Consider the following 20,251-nt stretch of genomic DNA (forward strand, 5'->3'; position numbering starts at 1 on the left):
TTTTGGGGATAAGCAGGGTCAAGTTTGGAGGTACAATCGTTTGTAAAAGTTAAGCTTCAGCCGCTTTAAAACTAAGAGCAGCACCATTTAAGCAATGACGCAAACCTGTTGGCTCTGGACCATCTTCAAATATGTGACCGAAGTGACCACCGCAACGACGGCAATGAACTTCTGTGCGGGTACTAAAAAAGGACTTATCCTCTTTCGTGCGGACGGCATCTTCGATCTCTTGATAGAAGCTCGGCCAGCCAGTGCCACTGTCAAACTTGGTTGCAGAGTCATAAGCGGGCAAATCACAACCAGCGCAATGGAACACGCCAACGCGTTTCTCATCATTAAGCGCACTTGTAAACGCACGTTCTGTATCTTCATGCCGCAATACTTTATATTGCATGTCTGTCAAAACTTGTTGCCATTCAGCATCAGCCTTTACAACTTCATAGGTCATGTCTTTTGCTTCCGGTGGGAATTTATATGTTTTTGCAATTGATGAACGGGCACCCACGAATAATGCAGCAGCGCCCATTGCAGTGGTGATACCCAAGAATTTACGACGGTTCATAATTGTCTCCTTTTTGCCCGTTTTGAGCTTGTGACAATCTTATAACGCATAAAATCCGGAAATGGTTTCACTTCCAATAACAGTTTTGTGTGTCTTGCGTGAGAGGTGAGTGAGGCTGTTCAGCGCACCATTGCGTATGCCAGGGCAATCACGCCACCTGCGCAATGGCCTGCTGCAAAAACCCTTTGCAATCTTTATTGCTAATATCATCAACACTGCGCAGCTTGATGTGTCGTCTGAATTTACCTGAACCTTCAAGCTGGTTCTGTGGATCAAGCAGAGACGCGCCTTCGCTAAATTCGAGCGAGATATGGGCTTTATATGCAAAGTAACCACTAACCTGTGTTTTAGGATCACCAGCGATCACTTCAATCATCGTGCCGCCATACTTGGGCACCGAGCTATATTCAGGGCAAATCTCAAGTAGTATCTCCACGAGATTATCAATGATTTGTGTTTTGGTTGCCTCATCCATTCACTTGCTCCCATTTATTGTCACATTGTCTTGGCAATACACTCCCAGCAAATCCACAAAGTGCAACTTAGCCGAAGGATATCAGCTGATCCGGGTGAGCTCATTTAGCTTAAAATCTGCAACAGCACCTTCCGTCGCAGATTTATATGCCGCCAAATGCGGTGTATCCATATGTTTTAACCATAGATCACGTGTTTCCCAAATCTCATAAAAAACGAAATAGGCTGGATTTTCATTATCTCGATGAAAATCATACCGAATGCAGCCTTCATCCTTTAGCGATGGTTCAACTAGTTTTTCCAGAGCATTACGAACGAGTTCTTCCTTGCCTTCTGCTGCTGTAATCTGAGCTAAAATAACGAGTGTCATAAGATTTTCCTTGGAATCAATATTACAATGATAAACTTACGCGAACAGAATTCCATAAAACAAGCACAATAACCTGCCACGTGATTTTGCTGTTTTAAAAACCGTTGCTGACATAATCTGGCAACTTCGCCGACTATCATGTCCGCAATCAACAATTTTGAGACGTGAGAAACAGATGCCTAAAAAAATAGCGATTATATTGACTGCTGGATATGCTGACTGGGAATGCGCCTTCATAAATGGCATTGGGAGCGCTTATTTCGGATTTGAGACTGTAAATGTGTCCCCTGACGGTCAAGAAATCGTATCTCAAGGTGGGCTTCGAACAATTCCTGATGATAGTATGGCGCATATTAAGCCTAACGATTTTGACATGTTGATTTTGTGTGGCAGTGCGATTTGGGAGACCGCGGAGGCGCCAGACGTCAAGAACTTGGCACTAAATTTTCTAAATGAAAACAAGTATGTTGCCGCCATTTGCGGCGGAACACTTGCGTTAGCAGATGCTGGAATTTTGGACAATAGGCGCCATACCAGCAATGCCTTGGAATTCCTCACTGGGAAATCCGAAACCTACAATGGAAGTTCATATTATGTGGAGGGTGCCGCCGCGATATCTGATGATAATGTTATAACGGCTGCAGGTAGCTCGCCAGTTCAATTTTCCGCAGCTGTTTTTCGCGCTGTTGGCGTTGAGGAAAAAACCATTTCAGAATTTTTGGCAATGCTGGCAAGTGAGCATTCCAAAAATGTTCAGACGTAGCTGAAACCATTTCACTGCGTTGGAAGCCACAACAACCTACGCAGTGAGAATTGAATCTGAGTTCCGGAAAACCCAATAGTTATTATAAATGCTGCTTGCGATATTCCACAACGGGCAGGCCGCCAATCCCCCAATCATCCAGTGGAACCTCATCAATAACAACAAAGGTTGTTGCCGGATTTTTATTCAAAACACGTTCCAGCAAATCAGATACGCCTTTGATTAACTCAGCCTTTTGTTCGGCTGTTGGGCCAGTCCCGTTTGGACCGCCCTCTTTGGTAACTTTAATATTCACATAGGGCATTCATGCCTCCTGCGTTTTGGGAATATAGGTGAAGATTTTTGTCATGATCCGCCAACCGTGATGGTCATTACTCAAGGTTAGAAAATCGAGATATTCGCGATCCATCATTGTCATGGATGCTCTGACAAAGGCCATTTTTGTACCGCCGAACTCGATCGAGAAAATCCGATCATGTCGGACCTCTGCCCTATCCGCAGGCGGTGTTCTACGATCCACCATGTCAAAATATTCATCGCGGGATTTGTTCATATAATCGCCGTCAATCATGTTCACATATCGCAAGTCCGGATGAAAAACTTTAGCCAGTTGCTTGGTGTCAGCATGATAAAGCCCATCGAAATATCCATTCATAATCTCAATGACTTGAGTGTATGCCTGTTGATCAGCCATTAGATCAGGCCCTCCGCCTTCATTGCACTTTGTGTTGTTGGGCGGTTTGCGACACGTTCGACAAATGCAGCAACATTGGGCCATTTTTTCAGGTCTATTCCGACAAAACCCGACCAATTGCTAACGGCAAACATATATGCGTCAGCGACCGAGAAATTATCACCTAACAAATATGCTCTACCATCTGCGAAAACCGCATTGAGGTAATCAAACTTGCTGGCAACATTTGCACCCGCTTTAACCTTGTCTTCATCGGACGCTGCTCCTGAGAAGAACGGATTAAACGCTTTATGCAATTCAGAGCTTGTGTAATTAAGATGCTCATGCAGCCGAGCGCGCTCGATCGTTCCGCTCACTGGTGCCAGATCACTTTGCGGATATTGATCGGCAATATATTGCAGAATGGAAGCACCCTCGGTGAGAACTTCACCAGAATCCAACTCCAGTGCCGGCACATATCCTTTAGGGTTGATTTTATTATAATCCTGCCCTGATTTTGTCAGTCCCGCATCCGTATCAACCTCGATCAACTCAAATGCTGCACCGACTTCCAACAAAGCAATATGGCTTGCCAACGGGCAAGCTCCGGGTTTGTAATATAGTTTCATCTAACATTCCTTTCTCATCTATCTGGTTCGATGTATGAGAAAGGCTAACAATGATCACGCTTAATTAATAACATTGTTTTTTCATAATAATGATCTAAATTTTAGATCAAGATGCACGTAACCAAGGGAATTCACAATAAAGCTTGATAGCTGAGTTAAAACCCGGGCCTGAACAATCAAACCCGAGTTTTCTATTTCTATAGTTAGTATTTTTCTGGATTTCCGGGAACAATTTTTGTTACTGTGCCTGCGGGCTTCCCGTCTGGGCCTATATAGGTAAATTTGCCAGGCTCATATGCTATCTTCCAATCTCCTGCGGGGCCACCTGCCCACTTTACATGGTAGCTATCCTCATGAATGGTCAACTCGCCCTTCATCGCTGGCACGCCCGGCAAGGTCATGTATGCAATGGTCTCGGTTGGATAAAATATCGTTGCATCCACATCTTTGCCTACATCCACATAATGAGTAGAGCCAATCATGAAGACCGCTAATATTTTGCTCGTTAATATTGTCATCATTTTACCTTTCAGGTTGTTGGAGATGAATTAATTACAAGATGGTTTTGTAATGTTGTCGCCATGCAGAATGGTGATCAAAGTCAATCGAATTGGACCATGCAAGCATGAGATAGCAAGGCGAGCCTGGAGATAAATCAAGATCAGGTCGGTCAGAAATTTCATGGGGAAATGAAAACTCCAGACATGAAATTCCTTCTAAAAACTCACTGTTGACGAATTTCACCGTCTTCTTGCCACCAAGACTTTCGATGCTTTGATGCCCGCCTGAACCCGCCTCATGTTCCTCGATATGAATAGCGGGCGTTGATACTGTTGCCATTACAAAGCGTGTATTTTTAAGGCTGTTCTGGGCGTTAAATCCAACAGCGATCCACCCACGCGTCGGCGCTGTTAGCTTTCCCACAATACGGTTTTGATGATGATGCCAATGGAACGTAACGCCAGAATCTTCTAGTTTCTGATCATCTAATATTGGCAATGCCATGGCCGAATTTCGTATCGGCCATGCAAACGAACCTGTGGCTAAAGTAGCAAGTGTTAAAAACTTTCGCTTGTTCATCTCAAATCCTTGCGCTAAAAATAGTCAAGCAAATTGACTAATATAGATTAGCGAGATTTTGTCAAGCTACTTGACTAAAAATAATAATGACGGATAAAACCACCTACCCTGAAGTAATCGAGCACATTGGAATAAAGCTTTGGCGTGCAAATCAAGATTGGAAAGAACGATTTACGACTGCAATGGTTGATCGTGGCTTTCATTGGTATGCAGAAGCGCGGGGAAGCCTGTTTCAATATATGGGGCCAAACGGCATTGCGCAGATTCAACTGGCTGAGAAGGCGAAAATATCAAAACAGGCTGTGCAGCAGCATTTGGATGATTTGGAAGCGGACGGTGTAATAGAGCGCGTAGCTGACCCGAACGATGCGCGCAAAAAGCATATCAAACTCACAAATCAAGGCGTCGAAGCCGTGCGAGTTGCCAACGAAATAAAGCTCGCGATAGAAGAAGATTATGCCACTCTTATCGGACGTAAAGCACTGTCAGATTTATCTGCATCACTTGATCGCATCATAAGCCAAAAACATACCACGGTTAAGCGTTGATAGGAATCGAGGCGACTATTTAAATTCTTGCAAACGGCAGCATTTGCAAATCGCACCCTCAGCGATACGATACGTGCGAAAACCCATTTTTTCGTAGTAAGCTTGACCTTCTACATTCGTCGAACCAATGAATGCTTCTATATTCTCTAGACCCGCGTCATATGCGGCTTTTTTTGTGACATCAAACAGCGATGATCCGACACCGCGACGGCCAGCTAACGGAGACACATGAGTACCAATGATTCCCCATCCCACAGGCGTTTCAAACCGATTTCCATCAAGCGCCCACATGAGTGATTGAAAGCCTAGTAGCGTGCCGTCATCATCTATTGCGACTGAGCATAGAATACGGTCAGGATCCTCGATATAATTTCGCATTATAAATGCCTCATCTGCGGGAGATGTCCGTTTCCCCGAGGCAACAAGCTGTTTAAGCATAAAACTCATTTGGGGTGCGTCCGTGGGAACGGCTGTACGGATTTCCATGCATTACTCCTCTAGGTTGGTCACATGTCTAGTATTGCATGGCGGTTCGGCCTGCAAGCTCCTACATTTTAACGATAGTGATTTCCTGCGTACGAAGATTTTCGAACCATGTCTGCTTCCCTTCAATTTACGACCTACGCACGCCCTGCTAATTGCACTATATTGCTGAGGTGTATCATATCGATTCGAGTGAAATTATGACATATGAACAATTGGTTGTTTTGCATGCTATTGTCACCGAAGGCACGTTTCGGGGGGCTGCGGAAAAGTTAAACAAGTCGCAATCTGCGGTCAGTCATATGCTTAAGAAGCTTGAGACAGAGATTGATATTGTCTTGTTATCTCGTGAAGAATACAGACCCACCCTAACCCCCGCAGGCGACGTATTTTATCGGCAGGCCATGCGGGTAATGCAGCAAATGCAACAGCTTGGCAGCATTGCTAAAAACCTAAGCTCAACACAGGAAGCAGAAGTCTTTTTGGCGGTCACAGCAACTTACCCCCTTAAAGATCTTCTCAAAATCATTGGTGAAGTAACGGCTGAATATCCTGCGACCCATATCAAATTGTCGGGCGAAGCGATGGGTGGTTCTGTAGAGAGGTTAATGAACGATCAGGCGGACATAATCATTGCGTCAATGGATGGTGTTCCGGCAGATCAAGTGGAAGCCATCCCCTTTGCGCAAGTCACTATCATGCCTGTTGCACACCCCGATTTTGAACCCGCGCAAAGCTCTCATCTGAAAACCATTAGCGAGATGCAAAGCTATACACAGATCGTTGTCGCCGATAGCAGTAGCGGCGCGTTTTCACAAAGCAGAGACTTGCTGCCCGGCGGCCTGCGCTGGACTGTGTCTGACTTTATGGCAAAGAAAGAAATCTTGCTTGCTAATATGGGTTGGGGCGGAATTCCAACACACATGATCGAAGATGAGTTGGCAAGCGGTGAACTGGTGCCGCTAAATGTGGAAGGTTATCAACCCCGACAATCACACCTTTTCCAAATTCGCAAACGGGACAAGGATATTGGCATTGTTGCGCAGAACATCTGGGAAAAGTTGCAAGAGTGCCACTGAGTTAAACCTACGGCTAAAAACGTTCTCCCAAAAGGCGGTAACACCAGAAGGGTTCTTCTGTCTCAATCAATTGGTTTAGTTTTGCAGGCGAAAACCCAGTGGCGCGACGAACCGCCCTGCCCATGTGAGACTGATCGGAGAACCCTGCCTCAACCGCGATATCTGCCAGACTATTTTCAGGCGAGATAACTGTTAGCTTGTGAAGATCTTCAATCGCGGAATAAAAGTTCAGCGATTGTTTTGTCTGCCCGCTCATACGTTTTATTTGCCGTTCAATTGTTCGGATACTGCGCCCGGCGGCAGACACTAAAGATAATCTACCAAGATGATATCGAGACCAATCTGCAAGGCGATCTGATCCGGCCCAATGTGGGCTGCCGGAAACGTTGCGTGCCTTGTTCCAATGAGGAGAAAAACTTTGCCCAAATTCGGCCCAGCATCGATCAGGGTTTAGACAGGCGTGAAAACAAGATAGCGCAGATGCTAAATCCGCAGGCACAATATCTGCCTCTAAATCATAGCCCAGCTTCTGCCACGCATCGGGGTAAAACGCCAATGTGAGAGCTGTTACCGGCGCTGGGCTCCAGCTGATAATGGGTTGACTGCATGGCAGTGTTATCGATTGAGGCGCTATCGGTATCGCCTGTTTTGCATCATCAAGACTATCAGCTTTTCCGACAAGTCGGATTTCACCATCAATCACATATGTGACGGATATCAACGGGGAAGCTGGAAAATAGTTAAAGCGATCCATATCGCTTAAAGAGGCATTTCGGGTATCTCTAAAAATTCCGGCTGCGATGCAACCTGCCAGTTGTTTTGGCGGATATAATAATAATGATTTTGTGTCTTTACTGAGCATCTGTCCATCTTAGTGTGTCGCAATCATTCTATATTGATGAGGGTGATTGAACTAGTCATTGCCATATTGAATTTAATAACGAGAATTTTATGGCAAAACTTAAATTTTCCGGCTCTCTAAGGCACCGTATTTCAAGTTTTATATCTTTAAACGGTGCGCTCCTCTCCACTTATATCGCACGAGCGCTGGGACAAAAGATGGAACCGAGCTGGGAGGCGGATATGGAAATTGGTATCCGCTTCTGGCGAAAGCAATTTACCAAGGCAATGGCTGAACCTGACATGGCGCGTGGCCGCGCGATCTTTGATAGTTTGGCAACCGAAACCGATGATATTTATGATGTAACGGTGACGAACAGCTCTGAACCAAACGGCGTCTGGTACACGCCTGAACACATCCATAGCGATGCCACACTTTTGTATCTACATGGCGGCGGGTACACCTTTAACGGGCCTGTAAGTTCGCGCTTTGCATCTATGTTGGCCCATCACAGCAAGGCACGTCTTTTTATGCCCCGTTACCGTTTAACCCCGGAGCACCCACATCCAGCGCAAATCGAAGATGCGCTCGCAGCGTGGACATATCTAACCAGCCAGATATCAGCAGATAAACTTGTAATCATTGGCGATAGTGCCGGTGGTCATTTATCGCTCATGCTTTTGCAAAAATTGAAATCAGAACAGCTACCCCAACCCGCGCTCTGCATCGGCCTATGTCCGTGGACCGACATTGGTGCCCGCGGTGATAGCTTGTTTGAGAACGACAGGTTCGACCTTGTTCAGGGCTGGATGGCGCTGAAATTCGGACAATGGCTGGATCCTGAAAAAATATATGGGCGCAAAGAATTATCCCCAATTGAGCACAACTATGCGGGCCTTGCACCGCTATATCTTCAGACAGGTGGACGCGAAATTTTACATGATATGATTTGTGACTTTGCCAAGATCCAAGAAGAAAACGGTGCCCAAATCATGCTTGATGCGTGGCCGGATATGCCACATAATTTTCAGGCTTATGATAGTATGAGGCAATCTTCCACGGATGCATTATCGCGCATTCGGCAAATCATTGCCGCCAGCGTCGACAAATATGACAGTTTCGAAAAATCAACGGCAACAAGAACTGTATCAAATGAATTTGATTTTCTAGCGAAAGGAAAATGATATGGATATCGGACGTATTTCAGAAAAAGTAATGGGCATGGATGATGCGACGTGGGAACGGCATTCCAACCCTATCAGCGGCTGGACCCGCGTGACGATATTGCCACTGTTGGCATTTGCAATATGGAGCCGCGTTTGGCTAGGCTGGCATGCATTATGGATTGTTGGTCTGATCCTAGTTTGGACGTGGCTGAACCCGCGCCTGTTCGGACCGCCCGCAACCAATGATGCCTGGATGACACAAGGTGTATTGGGTGAACGTATCTGGCTGGCAAAGACCACGCACCCCATTCCTGATCACCATGCAAGAGTGTCCCGCTGGCTCAATATTGCTGCCGGGATATCTGTTCTTATTCTCGCCAAAGGTCTTTTAAGTCTGGACCTTGGGTTTACGATTGCAGGGCTTATCGGTGCCATGGGCGCAAAACTCTGGTTTTTAGACCGGATGGTTTGGCTCAGGCACGATATGGAACCTACCGCTTCTCCTGAATAGATTCCAGATACACAATCACATCGGCAATCTGTAACTCAGTCATTGTAAAGGCCGGCATATCAGGATGGCCAGTTTCAATACCCTCGGCAAATGCTTCTTGTAAGGCATCAATGGGGTAGTATTTGGATAAATATCTGAACTCCAGAGCTTCTGGATGCTTGTTTTTATCCGTTAGCCCGATAGCATGACATTTTGCGCAATTGGCTTCTAAAATACGCTTACCATGTGCACGTGGCTGCACCCATGCAATCCATGACGCAATGTCGCGTGCTTGTTTTCGCGTGAGTGCAAATGTCGGCATAATATTATGCTTTGGCAGTTTGCGATTATATAAATCATCTTCCAATGTGGAGACATCGCGGTGAATTGTCATTCGCCAAAAAGGCACCGCCTGCACTTCAGGACTAATGCCATCGAGCTCTACAGCATGACATCGTGCGCAGTTGGCCTTAACAAGTGCCCGACCATGAGAAACATCGGCCAGCGCACTGTCAATTTGCTGCGCCACCGCTTGTGGCACCGCGCCAAATGCGGTGCCTGCTATTAAAGTTAAAATCGTCAAAAATTTAGAGCGCATCAAACGTCCTTTCTCTGATTTTGTAACTAAGTAAACATGCCTTACTTATGACCGATGAGCACCGGAACTTTTCGTTGCTGAAGCATGGATTCAGTTGTTCCACCGAAAATCTGTTGCTTGAGCTTCATATGCCCATAACCACCCATCACAATCAGATCAGCACCCTTTTCAGCTGCTCTTTTCATGATACAGGTCGCGATTTCTTCACCGCCGCTTGGATATTGCTCGACATTGACTTTGCATCCGCGGCGACTTAGCCAGCTTGCCAGATCAGCGCCGGGTTCCTCCCCGTCCACGCCCTCGTTTCTGACAGGGTCAAAGACAGCGACCGTAACTTCATCGGTCAAACTCAGCAATGGGAGCGCGTTATGTACCGCAACGGCGGCATGTTTGCTCGAATCCCATGCAATGAATGCATGTGACGGCTTGGTGGCAGCCAGATGACTGTTGGCCCCCTTTATCAAGCCGATGGGTGAATCAAATATGGCGCTTGAGATGATCGCATCTTCCACGTCACTGGTTATGCCATTGCCATCTAACAAGACGACAAGATCAGAAACATTGGCATGGCGCGCAACAACGGCCTTCATAAATGCCATTTCGCAATATTCTGTCAGAACATCTGCTGAAATACCTGCGGCTTGCACGAGTTTTTCAATTTCATTTACACGAGCATCCAATGCCTGGCTTCGCTCATTGACCTCTTTTGTCCATTGATCAACACTTGCATAACCGCCATAGGCAATCCCGTATCCATAAGAATAAATTGCAGGAGCAGCTGAAACCACAACGATGGATAGATGCGCATCTTTGCTTTGCGCCATCTCGATGGCATTTGTAACAGCCTTGTCTGAACCGGATATACCAAAAAATGTTAGGATCGTTTCTTTGCTCATTGTCTAGTCTCCTTTGCAACTGATGGCTCAAGGATAGAACAGTTCTCATGATCACTCTTTGCGTTAGATCAATTCGCGCCAGCCAAATTAAATGTACCATGAAGCGCATAGGCCAAAATAAGAAGGGGATTATTATGCCAATAAAATATAAAAAGATTTTGGAAGACCGGAAGGCTGAACTGGAAACTAACCTTACGCATATTGAAGAGGCTTTGAGCGAGCATCATGAAGTTGGCTTTAGTGATAGTGCTATTGAACATGAAGATGATGAGGTGCTGGAAGCCCAAGGCATTAGCGGCCAAAATGAGATTATTGCCATTAATGCTGCGCTTGCAAGAATTGAAGATGGAAGTTTTGGCATATGTCTGTCTTGTGAAGAACCAATTTCAGAACAAAGATTGGATATCGTTCCCACTGCTGTTAAATGTAAAAACTGTATGAGGTAATAACTACACGCAAAGAAGCCGCAAATGAATGAGTTACTAACACCTAATCAAATGGCCATGGCGGATAATTTAGCCATTCAAAACGGCATCCCCGGCATTGAGCTTATGCAAAATGCCGGAGACGTACTTTACGATGCATTTTGCAGCCACTTTCATGATGCACAAAATATTTTGATTGTGTGCGGTATTGGCAATAATGGTGGTGACGGATTTGTGCTGGCCGAACAAATCGTTAAATCTGGCATCAAAGTTAGTATTTATATTGCTGGCGAAATATCGCAAATATCGGGTGATGCGCGCCTTGCGTTTGACCAAATTCCCAGCTCTGTTTTGCAAGTTGAAAACCCGCAATGGGATCAGTATGACCTGATTGTAGACGGGATGTTTGGCGCTGGATTAACAAGAGATATTACCGGCCCATATGCAAATGTTATTGCATCGATCAATGCATCTGGTGCTGCAATTATGGCCATTGATTTACCCAGCGGTATCAATGGAGAAACCGGGCAAATCGCAGGGTGTGCGGTTGAAGCCGATTTAACCGTTACATTTTTTAGAAAAAAGCCGGGTCATATCCTATTTCCAGGACAAGAGCATTGCGGAAAAGTTGTTGTTGGTCAGATTGGAATACTTGAAAATGTTTTGGAAAACATAGCGCCAAGCACATTTCATAATAGCCCCAAACTCTGGGAGGATATGCTGCCCTCTCCTAAAAAAATGGGACACAAACATAATCGCGGGCATACGCTGGCTTTTTCCGGTTCTATTGAAAAATCCGGCGCCATAAGACTGGCAGCAAAAGCGGCCCTGCGCATGGGATCAGGCCTTGTTACCATTGCAGCAACATCGGCTACGCTGCCAGCACATGCGGCAAGATCCGATGTGTTAATGCTTACTCCACTGGATACGAATTTACACCTGGCAGATTTGGTTGGTAATCCAAAAATGAACATATATTGCATTGGTCCGGGCCTGCCACCTGACAAGGATACGCGCGAACTTGTTTTGGCTATTCTTGACCACGGACCAACTGTGGTTTTAGATGCTGGTGCGCTTTCTGCGTTTTCTAACGCGCAACAAGTTTTGCATGATACTATTAATATGCGAGTCAACAATACGGTACTTACACCCCATGAGGCTGAGTTTGATCGCATTTTCCCATCCCTAATAACAGCTAGCAGCAAGATTGAGAAAGCGCGACTTGCCGCGCGGATGGTAGATGCAACGATTATTTTAAAAGGCCCTGACACAATTATCGCAGAACCTGATGGACGCGTCGCGATATCGGATAATGGCTCACCCTGGCTAGCAACTGCCGGCAGCGGCGATGTGTTAACGGGTGCTATATCTGGCTTACTTGCCCAAGGAATGCCTGCATTTGAGGCCGCTTGTGCAGCTGTTTGGTTTCACGGACAAGCGAGCCAAAATGTTGGCGCTGGCTTAATCGCAAGTGACCTTGATCAAGGTTTAAAAACTGCCTTATTTGATTATCATCGCCTCGCTGCTGATCTTTAAGCTGCAAATAGAGCACCAACAAAATAAGCAAGACCTGCGGCCACCCCGCCGATCAGCAATGTTTCAAAGCCAGACCATAGCCAATGTTGCAATGACCAGCGGCTTTTAAGTGCGCCAATGCCAAAAAACGTAGCGCCTGTTGCCACTATTGCTGCAACAAAAGGGCTGCCAAGCCCAATAATGTATGACGCCAGCGGGATAAGCCCACAAACAACAAAGGCGAAAAATGTGATAATGGCTGCTCTAAGCGGTTCCGGCTTTTCAGGCAATATGCCATATTCCTCGATCATCATCAGGTCAATCCAGCGTTCATGATTGCTCGTAATGGCGTCAACCGCGCCTTCCAAAACATCGCCTTTCAACCCTTTGAGCTTTAGAATCTGTCGAATTTCTTCGCGTTCCCCGTCGGGATAAAGCTTGATATGGCGTTTCTCAATCTGGCGGAGCCGATGCATATCATCCAGCTCGGTTTTTGTACCGCTATAATTGCTTGCAGCCATGGAAAACCCGTCAGCAAGAACATTTGCAATACCCAAAGCAATGATGATTGTGGGTGATAGATTTGCACCTTCAACACCTGCTACGATAGCAAATGTTGTGATTGTGCCATCAATGCTTCCATAAACGAAGTCCCGTAGGTCCGTGCGGTTTGATTTATCAAGTATCCGAGACTTTATCTCATCAACGCTATGTCCATGTTCCATGCATCAACCCTATCCCATTCAATGGAAGCTTAGCAAATGTGGCTGCGATGCCCATTGAGTTAGATCAAGTTCGAATGAGTGCATTATTGTACCCCAACATTTGCTTGTGCGCATGCGCAATGTTGCTACAAATATATGAGATTTTACGAAAGGAGAATATGGATGGAAACTGGATCAATTTTGCTGTTCGTCGGAATAATTGTAGGTTCATGCATCATTGGCGGTGCAATACATTCTGGATTAGTCCAAATCGCAGACGCGATGAAGCAGTCGTCAGAAACGACGTAATTTGGAGAACAAACCTATCAACCTAAAAATTGGAAATGGAACCGATCTACAGTGATGTAAGGTTACCTTAGATGATTGATCTTCTATTCCGAATATAGCTTGGCAAGTTTTGCTTCATCCTGCGCAGCTTCCTGTAAAAGCCAATTACGAAACAACTCAATCTTGGGAAGATTAGCTGTTGCTGGTGGACATACAATCCAATAGGCGGACTCAACTTTCAATGCTAGTTTTGATGGACGAACAAGTTGTCCTGAAATCAGATCACGTGTGGCAAGACCACCCCGTGCCAAGGCAATGCCCTGCCCCTCAACCGCCGCATCTATGATCATGCTGACCTGATCGAACACCGGACCATGAGAAACATCGACGTCTTCAATCCTCGCAATATTTAACCACCTTAGCCAATCCTTACGATCTTCAAAATGAAGTAACTTCTGGTGTTTAAGATTGTTAATGTCATTCAAAGAGTGTTCACCGCTCATATATTTGGGACTACAGATCGGAAACACGCCTCCTGTGTAGAGCTTGGTCAAGTGCAAATTTGATTTGTAACCTAATTCAGCTTCAACACCATATCTTACAGCCAGATCTACATCTACCTGCGCAAAATCAATATGATGTTCTGATGCACTTATGCGGAGGTCAATTTGCGGAAAAAGTTCAGCAAAGCGCCCTAGGCGATGAACCAGCCATTTGGATGCGAAGTTTGGTGGCATACTCACCGTCAACACACCGGAACTTTGGCGCTTAATCAGAGTGTTTGTTCCTGTCGCGATACGGTCCAGCGCATCTCTCACAACAATCAGATAATCACGCGCCACATTGGTTAAAACCAACTGTTGCGGTCGTCGATGAAACAGTTTCAGACCCAGCTCCGTTTCCAACGCTTTGACCTGGTGGCTAATGGCTCCCTGAGTGACAAAAAGCTCTTCTGCCGCCTTTGTAAAGCTCTCGTGCCGCGCTGCTGCTTCGAAGGCAACCAGCGCGTTCATTGAGGGTAATTTTCTGGACATAAAACACCAAGCGCATGAGAAATTCTAATGCACTATAGAGAAATGATGCTTTGCGAACAAGTTTATAATTAGGCATTTTGAATATCAAATAATCATAATTGAGAAAGATGTTGAAATGAAATACAGAACAAGTTCTCACTATAATATCTTATTTTTAAACGATTTTTTACTCAAAATTCGAGTTATCTTGAACATGTTCGAATTACGAGGGAAAGCCAAACGTGAGCGCGATGGAATTGCAGAACTAAATGCTTACCAACTGAAAGATATTGGAATTTCTCATGATAACGCCGCTCACAAACTAGATAGATCCCGAATAGAAATGCCCTTCAGGATGGACCTTTAGTAGAAAATGGAAATGAGTATTAAGCCCCACCACCAAAAGCCAAAAGCGGAGACCAACTCTCCGCTTTTGGTTGTTCATATTGTATAATTTGGCAGCAAATTACGGCTTGGCAACGTGCCAGACACCGCCCACGCCATCGCCAGTTACGTCACCTTTAGCGCTATCGCCAACCCATGTATAAAGTGGCTGACCATCATGTGCCCACATGAATGTGCCGTCTTTACGTTTAACCACGGTGAAATCGCCCTCATCTTTTGATGACGCTTCTGCAGGCATTGGTGGCCAATTGGTTGCGCAACTATCGTAGCAGTTGGATTTGCCCGCTTCATCTTTATCAAATGTGTAAAGCGTTAGACCTTCCGCATTGGTTAGAACTGTGCCAACTGATGTTTCAGCTTTTTTGATTTCACTTGCTAAGTGGTGACCTGCAAATGAAATGTTGCTTGAAAGGATGAGCACAGATGCGCCCAGTGCTGCAAGTGTACCAATTTTAAGTGCTTTGTTTATCATCATATTTCTCCAATTTAGGTGCCAGCATTTGCCAGCTACAAAACAGTTACGCACCGGGTCTTTGTTTTATTCAAAATTATTTTCATTTTTTTGGAGACATGAAAATCACCACCGAAATCAGATATTCCGGTGGTGATATTTTTCCTGAAAACCGACACATCAAACCCGATAAAATATAACGGCTTGAAGGTCAGATATTTCACCCTATTGATTATCAAGCTGCCCGTGCACAGATGTCGTTCCGAGCCGGGTAATCCTGTAAGGTCTGCCGTTGACAGACTTAATCATGCGTCGTTTTTTGAGGCGCATAAATACTGGCAGTGTGCAATCGCTCAGCACATAGCCTTCTCTGGTGTAACAAGTGATTTCAGTGATTTTGCCGCTTTTATTGCGCACATAATCAATGGCCCCACCCTGGGCCAAAACGTGTAAAACACGTTGCTCATATTTTGAAATATTCAATGGAATTCTCGAATTTTATGTAGAACATAAGGAACGTGCCAAACACCCGATTTATTTTGGGCATTCAGTTCAGTTCACATTACAATGTCCCTAAACGCCGGAACTGGCGTTAGCGCACATTCTCATTTGAGTGGTACATAAAAACTCCGTAGCCTGAGAAGAGCCTCAGGTGCAGGTAAAATATCTGTATAGCTTTAAATTTGCAAGACAGAAACTCACAGTATTTTCATTTCAATAGGGATCATTAATTTCATTGCCAATCATGGTTTGCGTATGCTCTGCACCTTGTTGCAGGCGGGAAAAACTGCCTAAAGTAATAAGCATAATAATTGCTATGATGCTTGCAGCTGCGAACACATTTACAAATACACTGGGGAACGAACGCTTTTCCATCATGAACTCCTTTAACTCTATCATGATGGTTAAACATGGAATTGGTTTGTGCCCTTTGTGGAGAGAATGTGGATTTAACATTAAAATCAGATACAATTTAAGAGTGATCGATTCGTAACGAAACTGAGTTTTAAAATCATCTTTCTGTTTGCTTAGTCTTATAAGCACAATACTCAAATGCGTTTTTACTATTTGCCAAGAGGCGTTTATCTCACATTTTCAAATTTCATGGGACTTAAAGGAGATAATCATGAAAAATAAACTAGCAGCGGAATTATTTGGAACATTTTGGCTGGTCTTTGGCGGCTGTGGTAGTGCCGTACTTGCCGCTGGGGTTGCTGATGTTGGCATTGGCTTTATGGGCGTTTCACTTGCGTTTGGCCTTACAGTTTTAACAATGGCATATGCAGTGGGTGGCATTTCGGGTGGTCATTTCAATCCCGCCGTATCACTAGGCCTTGCTGTTGCTGGTAAATTTGAGTGGAAGGATTTTGTTCCCTACACAATTGCGCAACTGGCTGGCGGTGCGCTTGGCGCACTGGTGCTTTATCTTATTGTAACTGGTCAGTCAGACTTTACAGGTGTTGGCGGCTTTGCATCCAATGGCTATGGAGAATTATCGCCGGGTGGATTTAACATGATGTCTGCACTGATCGCAGAGATCGTTCTCACAGCTATTTTCCTGATTATCATTTTGGGTGCGACATCCAAAAGCGCTCCGGCAGGCTTTGCACCCATTGCCATTGGTCTGGGCCTAACCCTCATTCACCTGATTTCAATTCCGGTGACAAATACATCAGTAAACCCTGCCCGCTCGACAGCGGTGGCACTATTTGCTGAAACGGGTGCGATGGGTCAATTGTGGTTGTTCTGGGTGGCACCACTTGTAGGCGCAGCCATTGGTGCGATTATTTGGAAGGCGCTTTTGAACAACGACTAGACAATGTGGCCGCCGACAACATTGTTGGCGGCTTATTCTATTTTAAATCCAGATCCGAACGTTCATATTCATGTCGTCCACTATCTGACGGCAGGCCTGTTTTAAGTGCCCAATATTTGCGAACATCACTCATTCCCGTGTCAGGATTATCAGCCAGAAAATCTCGAGTATACGAGTTGAATTGGTTATGATCCTCTATTTTGGATTTGAAATCAGGATCACTCATTCGTGTTTTCATGGCCTGATACTCATTAACGGCGTCACCTAATGTCCGGCCAATATTGGATTTCATCCACGCCATGAACTCGATGTTAAATTTGAAACTGACACCAACATGTTCCTTAAAAAAACGACGCACATTCTGTGTGTTCTTGTAACTATCGGTAATTTGTGTTTCTGCGGTTAGCACCTCACTATGCCAGTCAAACTTGGACCTTTTACTTTCGGGCTTTGAAGCAATTTTCTGCTCTTTCTCGCCTGTGTCGAGATAATGTGAAATACGCCCTAAAATCTCAAATTTGCCACCGCTTGTTTTAACGCCAAGGATGCGTGCATAACCAATAAGGTCGGACTTAAGCCAATACCAGCGGCGTAGTTCATCTCCAGATTTAATTGAGGTAATTTCAGGTCGTTCTGTTTCTTTGCTATCCGTCATATGCATATCCTACACCATAAACAGAGCGAATAATTTCGCCATCTTGCGAATGTGGTTTTAATTTCTGGCGAATATTTTTTATGTGGCTATCAACTGTGCGGTCAAACACCATCGCATCATCTGGAAATGCAAGCTCCAGCAATTGCGCGCGTGAGAATACACGGCCCGGGCGCTTGTAAAGAATGGAGAGAAGCTGAAACTCGCGGCGCGTAAAATCAAGCAGCTGATTATCAAATGACACGCTCCAATTTTCTTCATTCAGTTGCAAACCGCCCTCTTCTGAAACGCTTTCATCCACGTCATTGCTTCGTGATGTGCGCCGTAAGATGGCTTTAACGCGTGCGACGACTTCGCGTGGCGACCATGGTTTGCAAATATAATCATCCGCACCAAGTTCAAGCCCCAATAGGCGGTCTATCTCTTCAACCCGTGCAGTTTCCAAAATGATTGGCACATCGCTTCTATCACGCACTTTGCGGCAGATGGAAAGACCATCCTCGCCCGGCAGCATAACATCCAAAATCACCAGATCAGGTGCTTCTTCCAAAATGCGTTTGACCGCATTATGACCATCGAGCAGGATTGTTGCGCGCATATCATTTCGCGCAAGATAATCTTTCAACACCTCAGCCAGAGCTTCTTCATCCTCCACAATCATGATGTGCTTTGTCATATCGGTCTCACTGTTTATTGTGCAATTTTTCATCTTTGCGGATGAGTGGAATTTGGAAAACCATCGCCATACCGCCCAAAGGCGAATATTCGGCTTTTAGATTACCATGATGCGATTTTGCAATAAGCTGACAGATCGATAGCCCCAAACCGGACCCTCCGACTTTGTTGCCCGAACGCGTGCGCGATTGATCAGCGCGGTAGAAGCGGTCAAACAATTTATCCATCGCTTCTTGTGGCGGAGGTGAGTTTGAATCTTCCACGATGATCACGCCATGGTCATCATCTTTAACTGTCGATAATTTAATCACACCAGGTGCTGCCGTATAGCGCATGGCATTGGTCAGAACATTATCAATGAGCTGGCCAATGCGCATGGTGTCACATTCTGCGACCAGATCGTTCGCAAAATCGGTTTCCAATGTCAGTCCTTTTTCTTCAATCATGCCACGCACTTTATTGGCAGATTCAAGTGCCAACGAAGAGAGGTCAGTTTTCTCCCAATCTTGAACCAAATAACCTTCTCTTGCATGGGATAGTTGACTGATATCTTTCACAAGTGCAGATAACCGCGTGACCGAAAGATGCAGCGTTGCCAACGTTTTTTGATCTGCTTTTCGCACACCATCCTGTAACGCTTCTATCTCGGCTCGCAACACGGCCAGCGGGGTTTGCAACTCGTGACTGGTATCAGACATCCATCTGCGTTCCGATACTTCCTGCGCTGCCAATTGCTCCGCCAATAGATTGAACTGCTCCACCAGATTGCCAAATTCATCCTCGCTGGTTTTCTCAAGCCGCAAGTCATATTCACCCAATGCCAGGCGCTTGGTGCCTGATACCAGACGGTCTACTGGCCGTGTAAACTGACGTGATAACCAATAAGCCGCACCAGCGGACAATAACAAGGCAACAAAAAGCGTCAGGATAAGGAACTTAATTTGGTCTAATAGAAAAAGGTTTGATGGATTACCCGCAATCCGCGTTGGCTTTGCAAGGGCCAGATAGCCTATGAGCTGCGCATTGCCATTTGAATCGACCCCCATAATCCTGCGTTGTGAGGCATGAGCGGGATTAAATGTTGCACCCACGACTAAATCACCTTGCGGGTTCAACAGCGCCAACCGCGAGTTTAACTGCAATGGATCGGCTGGTGGACGTCGTTTGCCAGTATTATTTTGACTATTTTCATTAAGTGCTTTCGGGCGTGGCCTTGCTGGTGGGTCATTGCGCGGAGCTTCACTGCGAACCAACCTATTAAACGCCCGCCTATTGTCCTTAAGATCCGGCCATGCAGGATTAGCGGCGTCATGACGCTCAACCAGCTTGTCAATCACCGGACCAAAGCGATCAAACTCGGCTTGCAGCACATAATTTTCAAATCCGGACCGCATAGAAAGCGTCAGCAAAAACGCCACAAACGCAATCACCACAATGACAATTGTCATCATGGCGAAAAACAGTTTCTTACCTATTGATAATTTTTTCCACATCTTGAAGGTGTTCTATACCAGTTCAGGCTTTTTCCAAATTACGTCGAAATTGTGATCGATAAATGTGAAGCAAGAATGAAGCAAATAACTTTGTTTTACCGGTAATACCGCGTGCATCTTACGTCCTTTTACACATTCGCTCCACATTTCCTGCAAACTCCC

29 protein-coding genes are annotated in these 20,251 nt (G+C 45.4%); 9 read left to right on the forward strand and 20 right to left on the reverse strand.

Annotation, left to right across the window (positions count from 1 at the left end; translation table 11 throughout):
* Positions 1-49: 49 nt before the first annotated feature.
* From msrB to G3W54_RS01570, 3 genes are all read right to left on the reverse strand, one after another.
* Positions 50-562, reverse strand: a complete 513-nt coding sequence (gene msrB / locus G3W54_RS01560; protein ID WP_162651400.1) for a peptide-methionine (R)-S-oxide reductase MsrB — start codon at positions 560-562, stop codon at positions 50-52.
* Between the two features lie 148 nt (positions 563-710).
* Entirely contained in the window at positions 711-1,037 is a 327-nt protein-coding gene (locus G3W54_RS01565; protein WP_162651401.1) for a DUF1801 domain-containing protein, read from the reverse strand.
* Positions 1,038-1,118: 81 nt separating this feature from the next.
* On the reverse strand, positions 1,119-1,406 hold the full coding sequence (locus tag G3W54_RS01570; RefSeq protein ID WP_162651402.1) for a putative quinol monooxygenase: 288 nt from the start codon (positions 1,404-1,406) through the stop codon (positions 1,119-1,121).
* Between the two features lie 175 nt (positions 1,407-1,581).
* On the opposite strand from G3W54_RS01570, the gene G3W54_RS01575 reads away from it, so the two are divergent.
* Positions 1,582-2,169, forward strand: coding sequence for a DJ-1/PfpI family protein (locus tag G3W54_RS01575; RefSeq protein WP_162651403.1), 588 nt, complete (start codon positions 1,582-1,584; stop codon positions 2,167-2,169).
* An 82-nt stretch (positions 2,170-2,251) separates the two neighbouring features.
* Here G3W54_RS01575 and G3W54_RS01580 read toward each other — a convergent pair whose 3' ends face one another.
* The 5 genes from G3W54_RS01580 to G3W54_RS01600 form a co-directional block, all read right to left on the reverse strand.
* A complete protein-coding gene (locus G3W54_RS01580; RefSeq protein ID WP_162651404.1) occupies positions 2,252-2,473 on the reverse strand; it encodes a 4-oxalocrotonate tautomerase family protein in 222 nt (73 codons plus the stop codon).
* Positions 2,474-2,863 (reverse strand): nuclear transport factor 2 family protein, encoded by a 390-nt coding sequence (locus tag G3W54_RS01585; RefSeq protein WP_162651405.1) that lies wholly within the window; start codon positions 2,861-2,863, stop codon positions 2,474-2,476.
* Complete coding sequence (gene gstA, locus G3W54_RS01590) at positions 2,863-3,471, reverse strand: glutathione transferase GstA (protein WP_162651406.1); 609 nt, start codon at positions 3,469-3,471, stop codon at positions 2,863-2,865. Before gstA ends, G3W54_RS01585 begins: the two co-directional genes overlap by 1 nt.
* Before the next feature lie 203 nt (positions 3,472-3,674).
* On the reverse strand, positions 3,675-3,992 hold the full coding sequence (locus G3W54_RS01595; RefSeq protein ID WP_162651407.1) for a hypothetical protein: 318 nt from the start codon (positions 3,990-3,992) through the stop codon (positions 3,675-3,677).
* A gap of 31 nt (positions 3,993-4,023) precedes the next feature.
* On the reverse strand, positions 4,024-4,551 hold the full coding sequence (locus G3W54_RS01600; protein WP_162651408.1) for a DOMON domain-containing protein: 528 nt from the start codon (positions 4,549-4,551) through the stop codon (positions 4,024-4,026).
* 86 nt (positions 4,552-4,637) lie between these two features.
* Between G3W54_RS01600 and G3W54_RS01605 the strand changes: the two genes are divergently transcribed.
* Positions 4,638-5,099: a MarR family transcriptional regulator gene (locus G3W54_RS01605; protein WP_162651409.1), complete on the forward strand. Its 462-nt coding sequence runs from the start codon at positions 4,638-4,640 to the stop codon at positions 5,097-5,099.
* Positions 5,100-5,114: 15 nt separating this feature from the next.
* Here the strand turns inward: G3W54_RS01605 and G3W54_RS01610 are convergent, their stop codons facing one another.
* Entirely contained in the window at positions 5,115-5,585 is a 471-nt protein-coding gene (locus G3W54_RS01610) for a GNAT family N-acetyltransferase (RefSeq protein WP_162651410.1), read from the reverse strand.
* A 197-nt stretch (positions 5,586-5,782) separates the two neighbouring features.
* Here G3W54_RS01610 and G3W54_RS01615 point away from each other — a divergent pair, with 197 nt between their 5' ends.
* On the forward strand, positions 5,783-6,661 hold the full coding sequence (locus G3W54_RS01615) for a LysR family transcriptional regulator (RefSeq protein WP_162651411.1): 879 nt from the start codon (positions 5,783-5,785) through the stop codon (positions 6,659-6,661).
* Between the two features lie 13 nt (positions 6,662-6,674).
* On the opposite strand, the gene G3W54_RS01620 is transcribed toward G3W54_RS01615, so the two are convergent.
* The gene (locus G3W54_RS01620; RefSeq protein ID WP_162651412.1) at positions 6,675-7,523 is read right to left on the reverse strand and encodes a helix-turn-helix domain-containing protein; all 849 of its coding nucleotides are present in this window, start codon (positions 7,521-7,523) and stop codon (positions 6,675-6,677) included.
* An 89-nt stretch (positions 7,524-7,612) separates the two neighbouring features.
* On the opposite strand from G3W54_RS01620, the gene G3W54_RS01625 reads away from it, so the two are divergent.
* Both G3W54_RS01625 and G3W54_RS01630 read left to right on the forward strand, forming a co-directional pair.
* Positions 7,613-8,686 carry an alpha/beta hydrolase gene (locus G3W54_RS01625; protein WP_162651413.1) on the forward strand — a complete coding sequence of 358 codons (1,074 nt, stop codon included), beginning with the start codon at positions 7,613-7,615 and terminating at the stop codon, positions 8,684-8,686.
* 1 nt (position 8,687) lies between these two features.
* The gene (locus G3W54_RS01630; protein ID WP_162651414.1) at positions 8,688-9,179 is read left to right on the forward strand and encodes a DUF6653 family protein; all 492 of its coding nucleotides are present in this window, start codon (positions 8,688-8,690) and stop codon (positions 9,177-9,179) included.
* On the opposite strand, the gene G3W54_RS19235 is transcribed toward G3W54_RS01630, so the two are convergent.
* Positions 9,160-9,756: a c-type cytochrome gene (locus G3W54_RS19235; protein ID WP_244627807.1), complete on the reverse strand. Its 597-nt coding sequence runs from the start codon at positions 9,754-9,756 to the stop codon at positions 9,160-9,162. The two genes, G3W54_RS01630 and G3W54_RS19235, sit on opposite strands and share 20 nt — an antisense overlap.
* A gap of 41 nt (positions 9,757-9,797) precedes the next feature.
* Positions 9,798-10,652 carry a universal stress protein gene (locus G3W54_RS01640; protein ID WP_162651415.1) on the reverse strand — a complete coding sequence of 285 codons (855 nt, stop codon included), beginning with the start codon at positions 10,650-10,652 and terminating at the stop codon, positions 9,798-9,800.
* Between the two features lie 134 nt (positions 10,653-10,786).
* On the opposite strand from G3W54_RS01640, the gene G3W54_RS01645 reads away from it, so the two are divergent.
* Both G3W54_RS01645 and G3W54_RS01650 read left to right on the forward strand, forming a co-directional pair.
* The gene (locus G3W54_RS01645; protein WP_162651416.1) at positions 10,787-11,098 is read left to right on the forward strand and encodes a TraR/DksA family transcriptional regulator; all 312 of its coding nucleotides are present in this window, start codon (positions 10,787-10,789) and stop codon (positions 11,096-11,098) included.
* A 24-nt stretch (positions 11,099-11,122) separates the two neighbouring features.
* Entirely contained in the window at positions 11,123-12,613 is a 1,491-nt protein-coding gene (locus G3W54_RS01650) for an NAD(P)H-hydrate dehydratase (protein WP_162651417.1), read from the forward strand.
* Here the strand turns inward: G3W54_RS01650 and G3W54_RS01655 are convergent.
* Complete coding sequence (locus G3W54_RS01655; protein ID WP_162651418.1) at positions 12,610-13,317, reverse strand: VIT1/CCC1 transporter family protein; 708 nt, start codon at positions 13,315-13,317, stop codon at positions 12,610-12,612. The two genes, G3W54_RS01650 and G3W54_RS01655, sit on opposite strands and share 4 nt — an antisense overlap.
* 162 nt (positions 13,318-13,479) lie before the next feature.
* Between G3W54_RS01655 and G3W54_RS19335 the strand changes: the two genes are divergently transcribed.
* Positions 13,480-13,605: a hypothetical protein gene (locus G3W54_RS19335; RefSeq protein ID WP_256366909.1), complete on the forward strand. Its 126-nt coding sequence runs from the start codon at positions 13,480-13,482 to the stop codon at positions 13,603-13,605.
* A gap of 83 nt (positions 13,606-13,688) precedes the next feature.
* On the opposite strand, the gene gcvA is transcribed toward G3W54_RS19335, so the two are convergent.
* From gcvA to G3W54_RS01675, 4 genes are all read right to left on the reverse strand, one after another.
* Positions 13,689-14,618, reverse strand: a complete 930-nt coding sequence (gene gcvA, locus G3W54_RS01660; RefSeq protein ID WP_162651419.1) for a transcriptional regulator GcvA — start codon at positions 14,616-14,618, stop codon at positions 13,689-13,691.
* A 445-nt stretch (positions 14,619-15,063) separates the two neighbouring features.
* Positions 15,064-15,477, reverse strand: coding sequence for a hypothetical protein (locus tag G3W54_RS01665; protein WP_174244200.1), 414 nt, complete (start codon positions 15,475-15,477; stop codon positions 15,064-15,066).
* Positions 15,478-15,678: 201 nt separating this feature from the next.
* On the reverse strand, positions 15,679-15,936 hold the full coding sequence (locus G3W54_RS01670; RefSeq protein WP_162651420.1) for a YjhX family toxin: 258 nt from the start codon (positions 15,934-15,936) through the stop codon (positions 15,679-15,681).
* Positions 15,937-16,167: 231 nt separating this feature from the next.
* Positions 16,168-16,329, reverse strand: coding sequence for a hypothetical protein (locus G3W54_RS01675; protein WP_162651421.1), 162 nt, complete (start codon positions 16,327-16,329; stop codon positions 16,168-16,170).
* 250 nt (positions 16,330-16,579) lie between these two features.
* On the opposite strand from G3W54_RS01675, the gene aqpZ reads away from it, so the two are divergent.
* Positions 16,580-17,269, forward strand: coding sequence for an aquaporin Z (gene aqpZ, locus G3W54_RS01680; protein ID WP_162651422.1), 690 nt, complete (start codon positions 16,580-16,582; stop codon positions 17,267-17,269).
* Between the two features lie 37 nt (positions 17,270-17,306).
* Here aqpZ and G3W54_RS01685 read toward each other — a convergent pair whose 3' ends face one another.
* The 3 genes from G3W54_RS01685 to G3W54_RS01695 are packed head-to-tail and all read right to left on the reverse strand — an operon-like array spanning position 17,307 to position 20,089.
* A complete protein-coding gene (locus tag G3W54_RS01685; RefSeq protein ID WP_162651423.1) occupies positions 17,307-17,924 on the reverse strand; it encodes a DUF6434 domain-containing protein in 618 nt (205 codons plus the stop codon).
* Positions 17,914-18,597, reverse strand: coding sequence for a response regulator (locus G3W54_RS01690; RefSeq protein WP_162651424.1), 684 nt, complete (start codon positions 18,595-18,597; stop codon positions 17,914-17,916). Before G3W54_RS01690 ends, G3W54_RS01685 begins: the two co-directional genes overlap by 11 nt.
* Positions 18,598-18,604: 7 nt before the next feature.
* Positions 18,605-20,089, reverse strand: a complete 1,485-nt coding sequence (locus G3W54_RS01695) for an ATP-binding protein (RefSeq protein ID WP_162651425.1) — start codon at positions 20,087-20,089, stop codon at positions 18,605-18,607.
* Positions 20,090-20,251: the final 162 nt, after the last annotated feature.

Source organism: Lentilitoribacter sp. Alg239-R112 (assembly GCF_900537175.1).
In the GTDB taxonomy this organism is placed as follows: domain Bacteria; phylum Pseudomonadota; class Alphaproteobacteria; order Rhizobiales; family Rhizobiaceae; genus Lentilitoribacter.

Coding starts and splice junctions, on each gene's coding strand:
- G3W54_RS01630 (WP_162651414.1), top strand. CDS start 8,688: ATGGATATCGGACGTATTTCAGAAAAAGTAATGGGCATGGATGATGCG.
- gstA (WP_162651406.1), bottom strand. CDS start 3,471: ATGAAACTATATTACAAACCCGGAGCTTGCCCGTTGGCAAGCCATATT.
- G3W54_RS01595 (WP_162651407.1), bottom strand. CDS start 3,992: ATGATGACAATATTAACGAGCAAAATATTAGCGGTCTTCATGATTGGC.
- aqpZ (WP_162651422.1), top strand. CDS start 16,580: ATGAAAAATAAACTAGCAGCGGAATTATTTGGAACATTTTGGCTGGTC.
- G3W54_RS19335 (WP_256366909.1), top strand. CDS start 13,480: ATGGAAACTGGATCAATTTTGCTGTTCGTCGGAATAATTGTAGGTTCA.
- G3W54_RS01615 (WP_162651411.1), top strand. CDS start 5,783: ATGACATATGAACAATTGGTTGTTTTGCATGCTATTGTCACCGAAGGC.
- G3W54_RS01665 (WP_174244200.1), bottom strand. CDS start 15,477: ATGATGATAAACAAAGCACTTAAAATTGGTACACTTGCAGCACTGGGC.
- G3W54_RS01605 (WP_162651409.1), top strand. CDS start 4,638: ATGACGGATAAAACCACCTACCCTGAAGTAATCGAGCACATTGGAATA.
- G3W54_RS01570 (WP_162651402.1), bottom strand. CDS start 1,406: ATGACACTCGTTATTTTAGCTCAGATTACAGCAGCAGAAGGCAAGGAA.
- G3W54_RS01565 (WP_162651401.1), bottom strand. CDS start 1,037: ATGGATGAGGCAACCAAAACACAAATCATTGATAATCTCGTGGAGATA.
- G3W54_RS01620 (WP_162651412.1), bottom strand. CDS start 7,523: ATGCTCAGTAAAGACACAAAATCATTATTATTATATCCGCCAAAACAA.
- G3W54_RS01695 (WP_162651425.1), bottom strand. CDS start 20,089: ATGTGGAAAAAATTATCAATAGGTAAGAAACTGTTTTTCGCCATGATG.
- G3W54_RS01640 (WP_162651415.1), bottom strand. CDS start 10,652: ATGAGCAAAGAAACGATCCTAACATTTTTTGGTATATCCGGTTCAGAC.
- G3W54_RS01600 (WP_162651408.1), bottom strand. CDS start 4,551: ATGAACAAGCGAAAGTTTTTAACACTTGCTACTTTAGCCACAGGTTCG.
- G3W54_RS01690 (WP_162651424.1), bottom strand. CDS start 18,597: ATGACAAAGCACATCATGATTGTGGAGGATGAAGAAGCTCTGGCTGAG.
- G3W54_RS01655 (WP_162651418.1), bottom strand. CDS start 13,317: ATGGAACATGGACATAGCGTTGATGAGATAAAGTCTCGGATACTTGAT.
- G3W54_RS01685 (WP_162651423.1), bottom strand. CDS start 17,924: ATGACGGATAGCAAAGAAACAGAACGACCTGAAATTACCTCAATTAAA.
- G3W54_RS01645 (WP_162651416.1), top strand. CDS start 10,787: ATGCCAATAAAATATAAAAAGATTTTGGAAGACCGGAAGGCTGAACTG.
- G3W54_RS01625 (WP_162651413.1), top strand. CDS start 7,613: ATGGCAAAACTTAAATTTTCCGGCTCTCTAAGGCACCGTATTTCAAGT.
- G3W54_RS19235 (WP_244627807.1), bottom strand. CDS start 9,756: ATGCGCTCTAAATTTTTGACGATTTTAACTTTAATAGCAGGCACCGCA.
- gcvA (WP_162651419.1), bottom strand. CDS start 14,618: ATGTCCAGAAAATTACCCTCAATGAACGCGCTGGTTGCCTTCGAAGCA.
- G3W54_RS01675 (WP_162651421.1), bottom strand. CDS start 16,329: ATGGAAAAGCGTTCGTTCCCCAGTGTATTTGTAAATGTGTTCGCAGCT.
- msrB (WP_162651400.1), bottom strand. CDS start 562: ATGAACCGTCGTAAATTCTTGGGTATCACCACTGCAATGGGCGCTGCT.
- G3W54_RS01580 (WP_162651404.1), bottom strand. CDS start 2,473: ATGCCCTATGTGAATATTAAAGTTACCAAAGAGGGCGGTCCAAACGGG.
- G3W54_RS01650 (WP_162651417.1), top strand. CDS start 11,123: ATGAATGAGTTACTAACACCTAATCAAATGGCCATGGCGGATAATTTA.
- G3W54_RS01585 (WP_162651405.1), bottom strand. CDS start 2,863: ATGGCTGATCAACAGGCATACACTCAAGTCATTGAGATTATGAATGGA.
- G3W54_RS01610 (WP_162651410.1), bottom strand. CDS start 5,585: ATGGAAATCCGTACAGCCGTTCCCACGGACGCACCCCAAATGAGTTTT.
- G3W54_RS01575 (WP_162651403.1), top strand. CDS start 1,582: ATGCCTAAAAAAATAGCGATTATATTGACTGCTGGATATGCTGACTGG.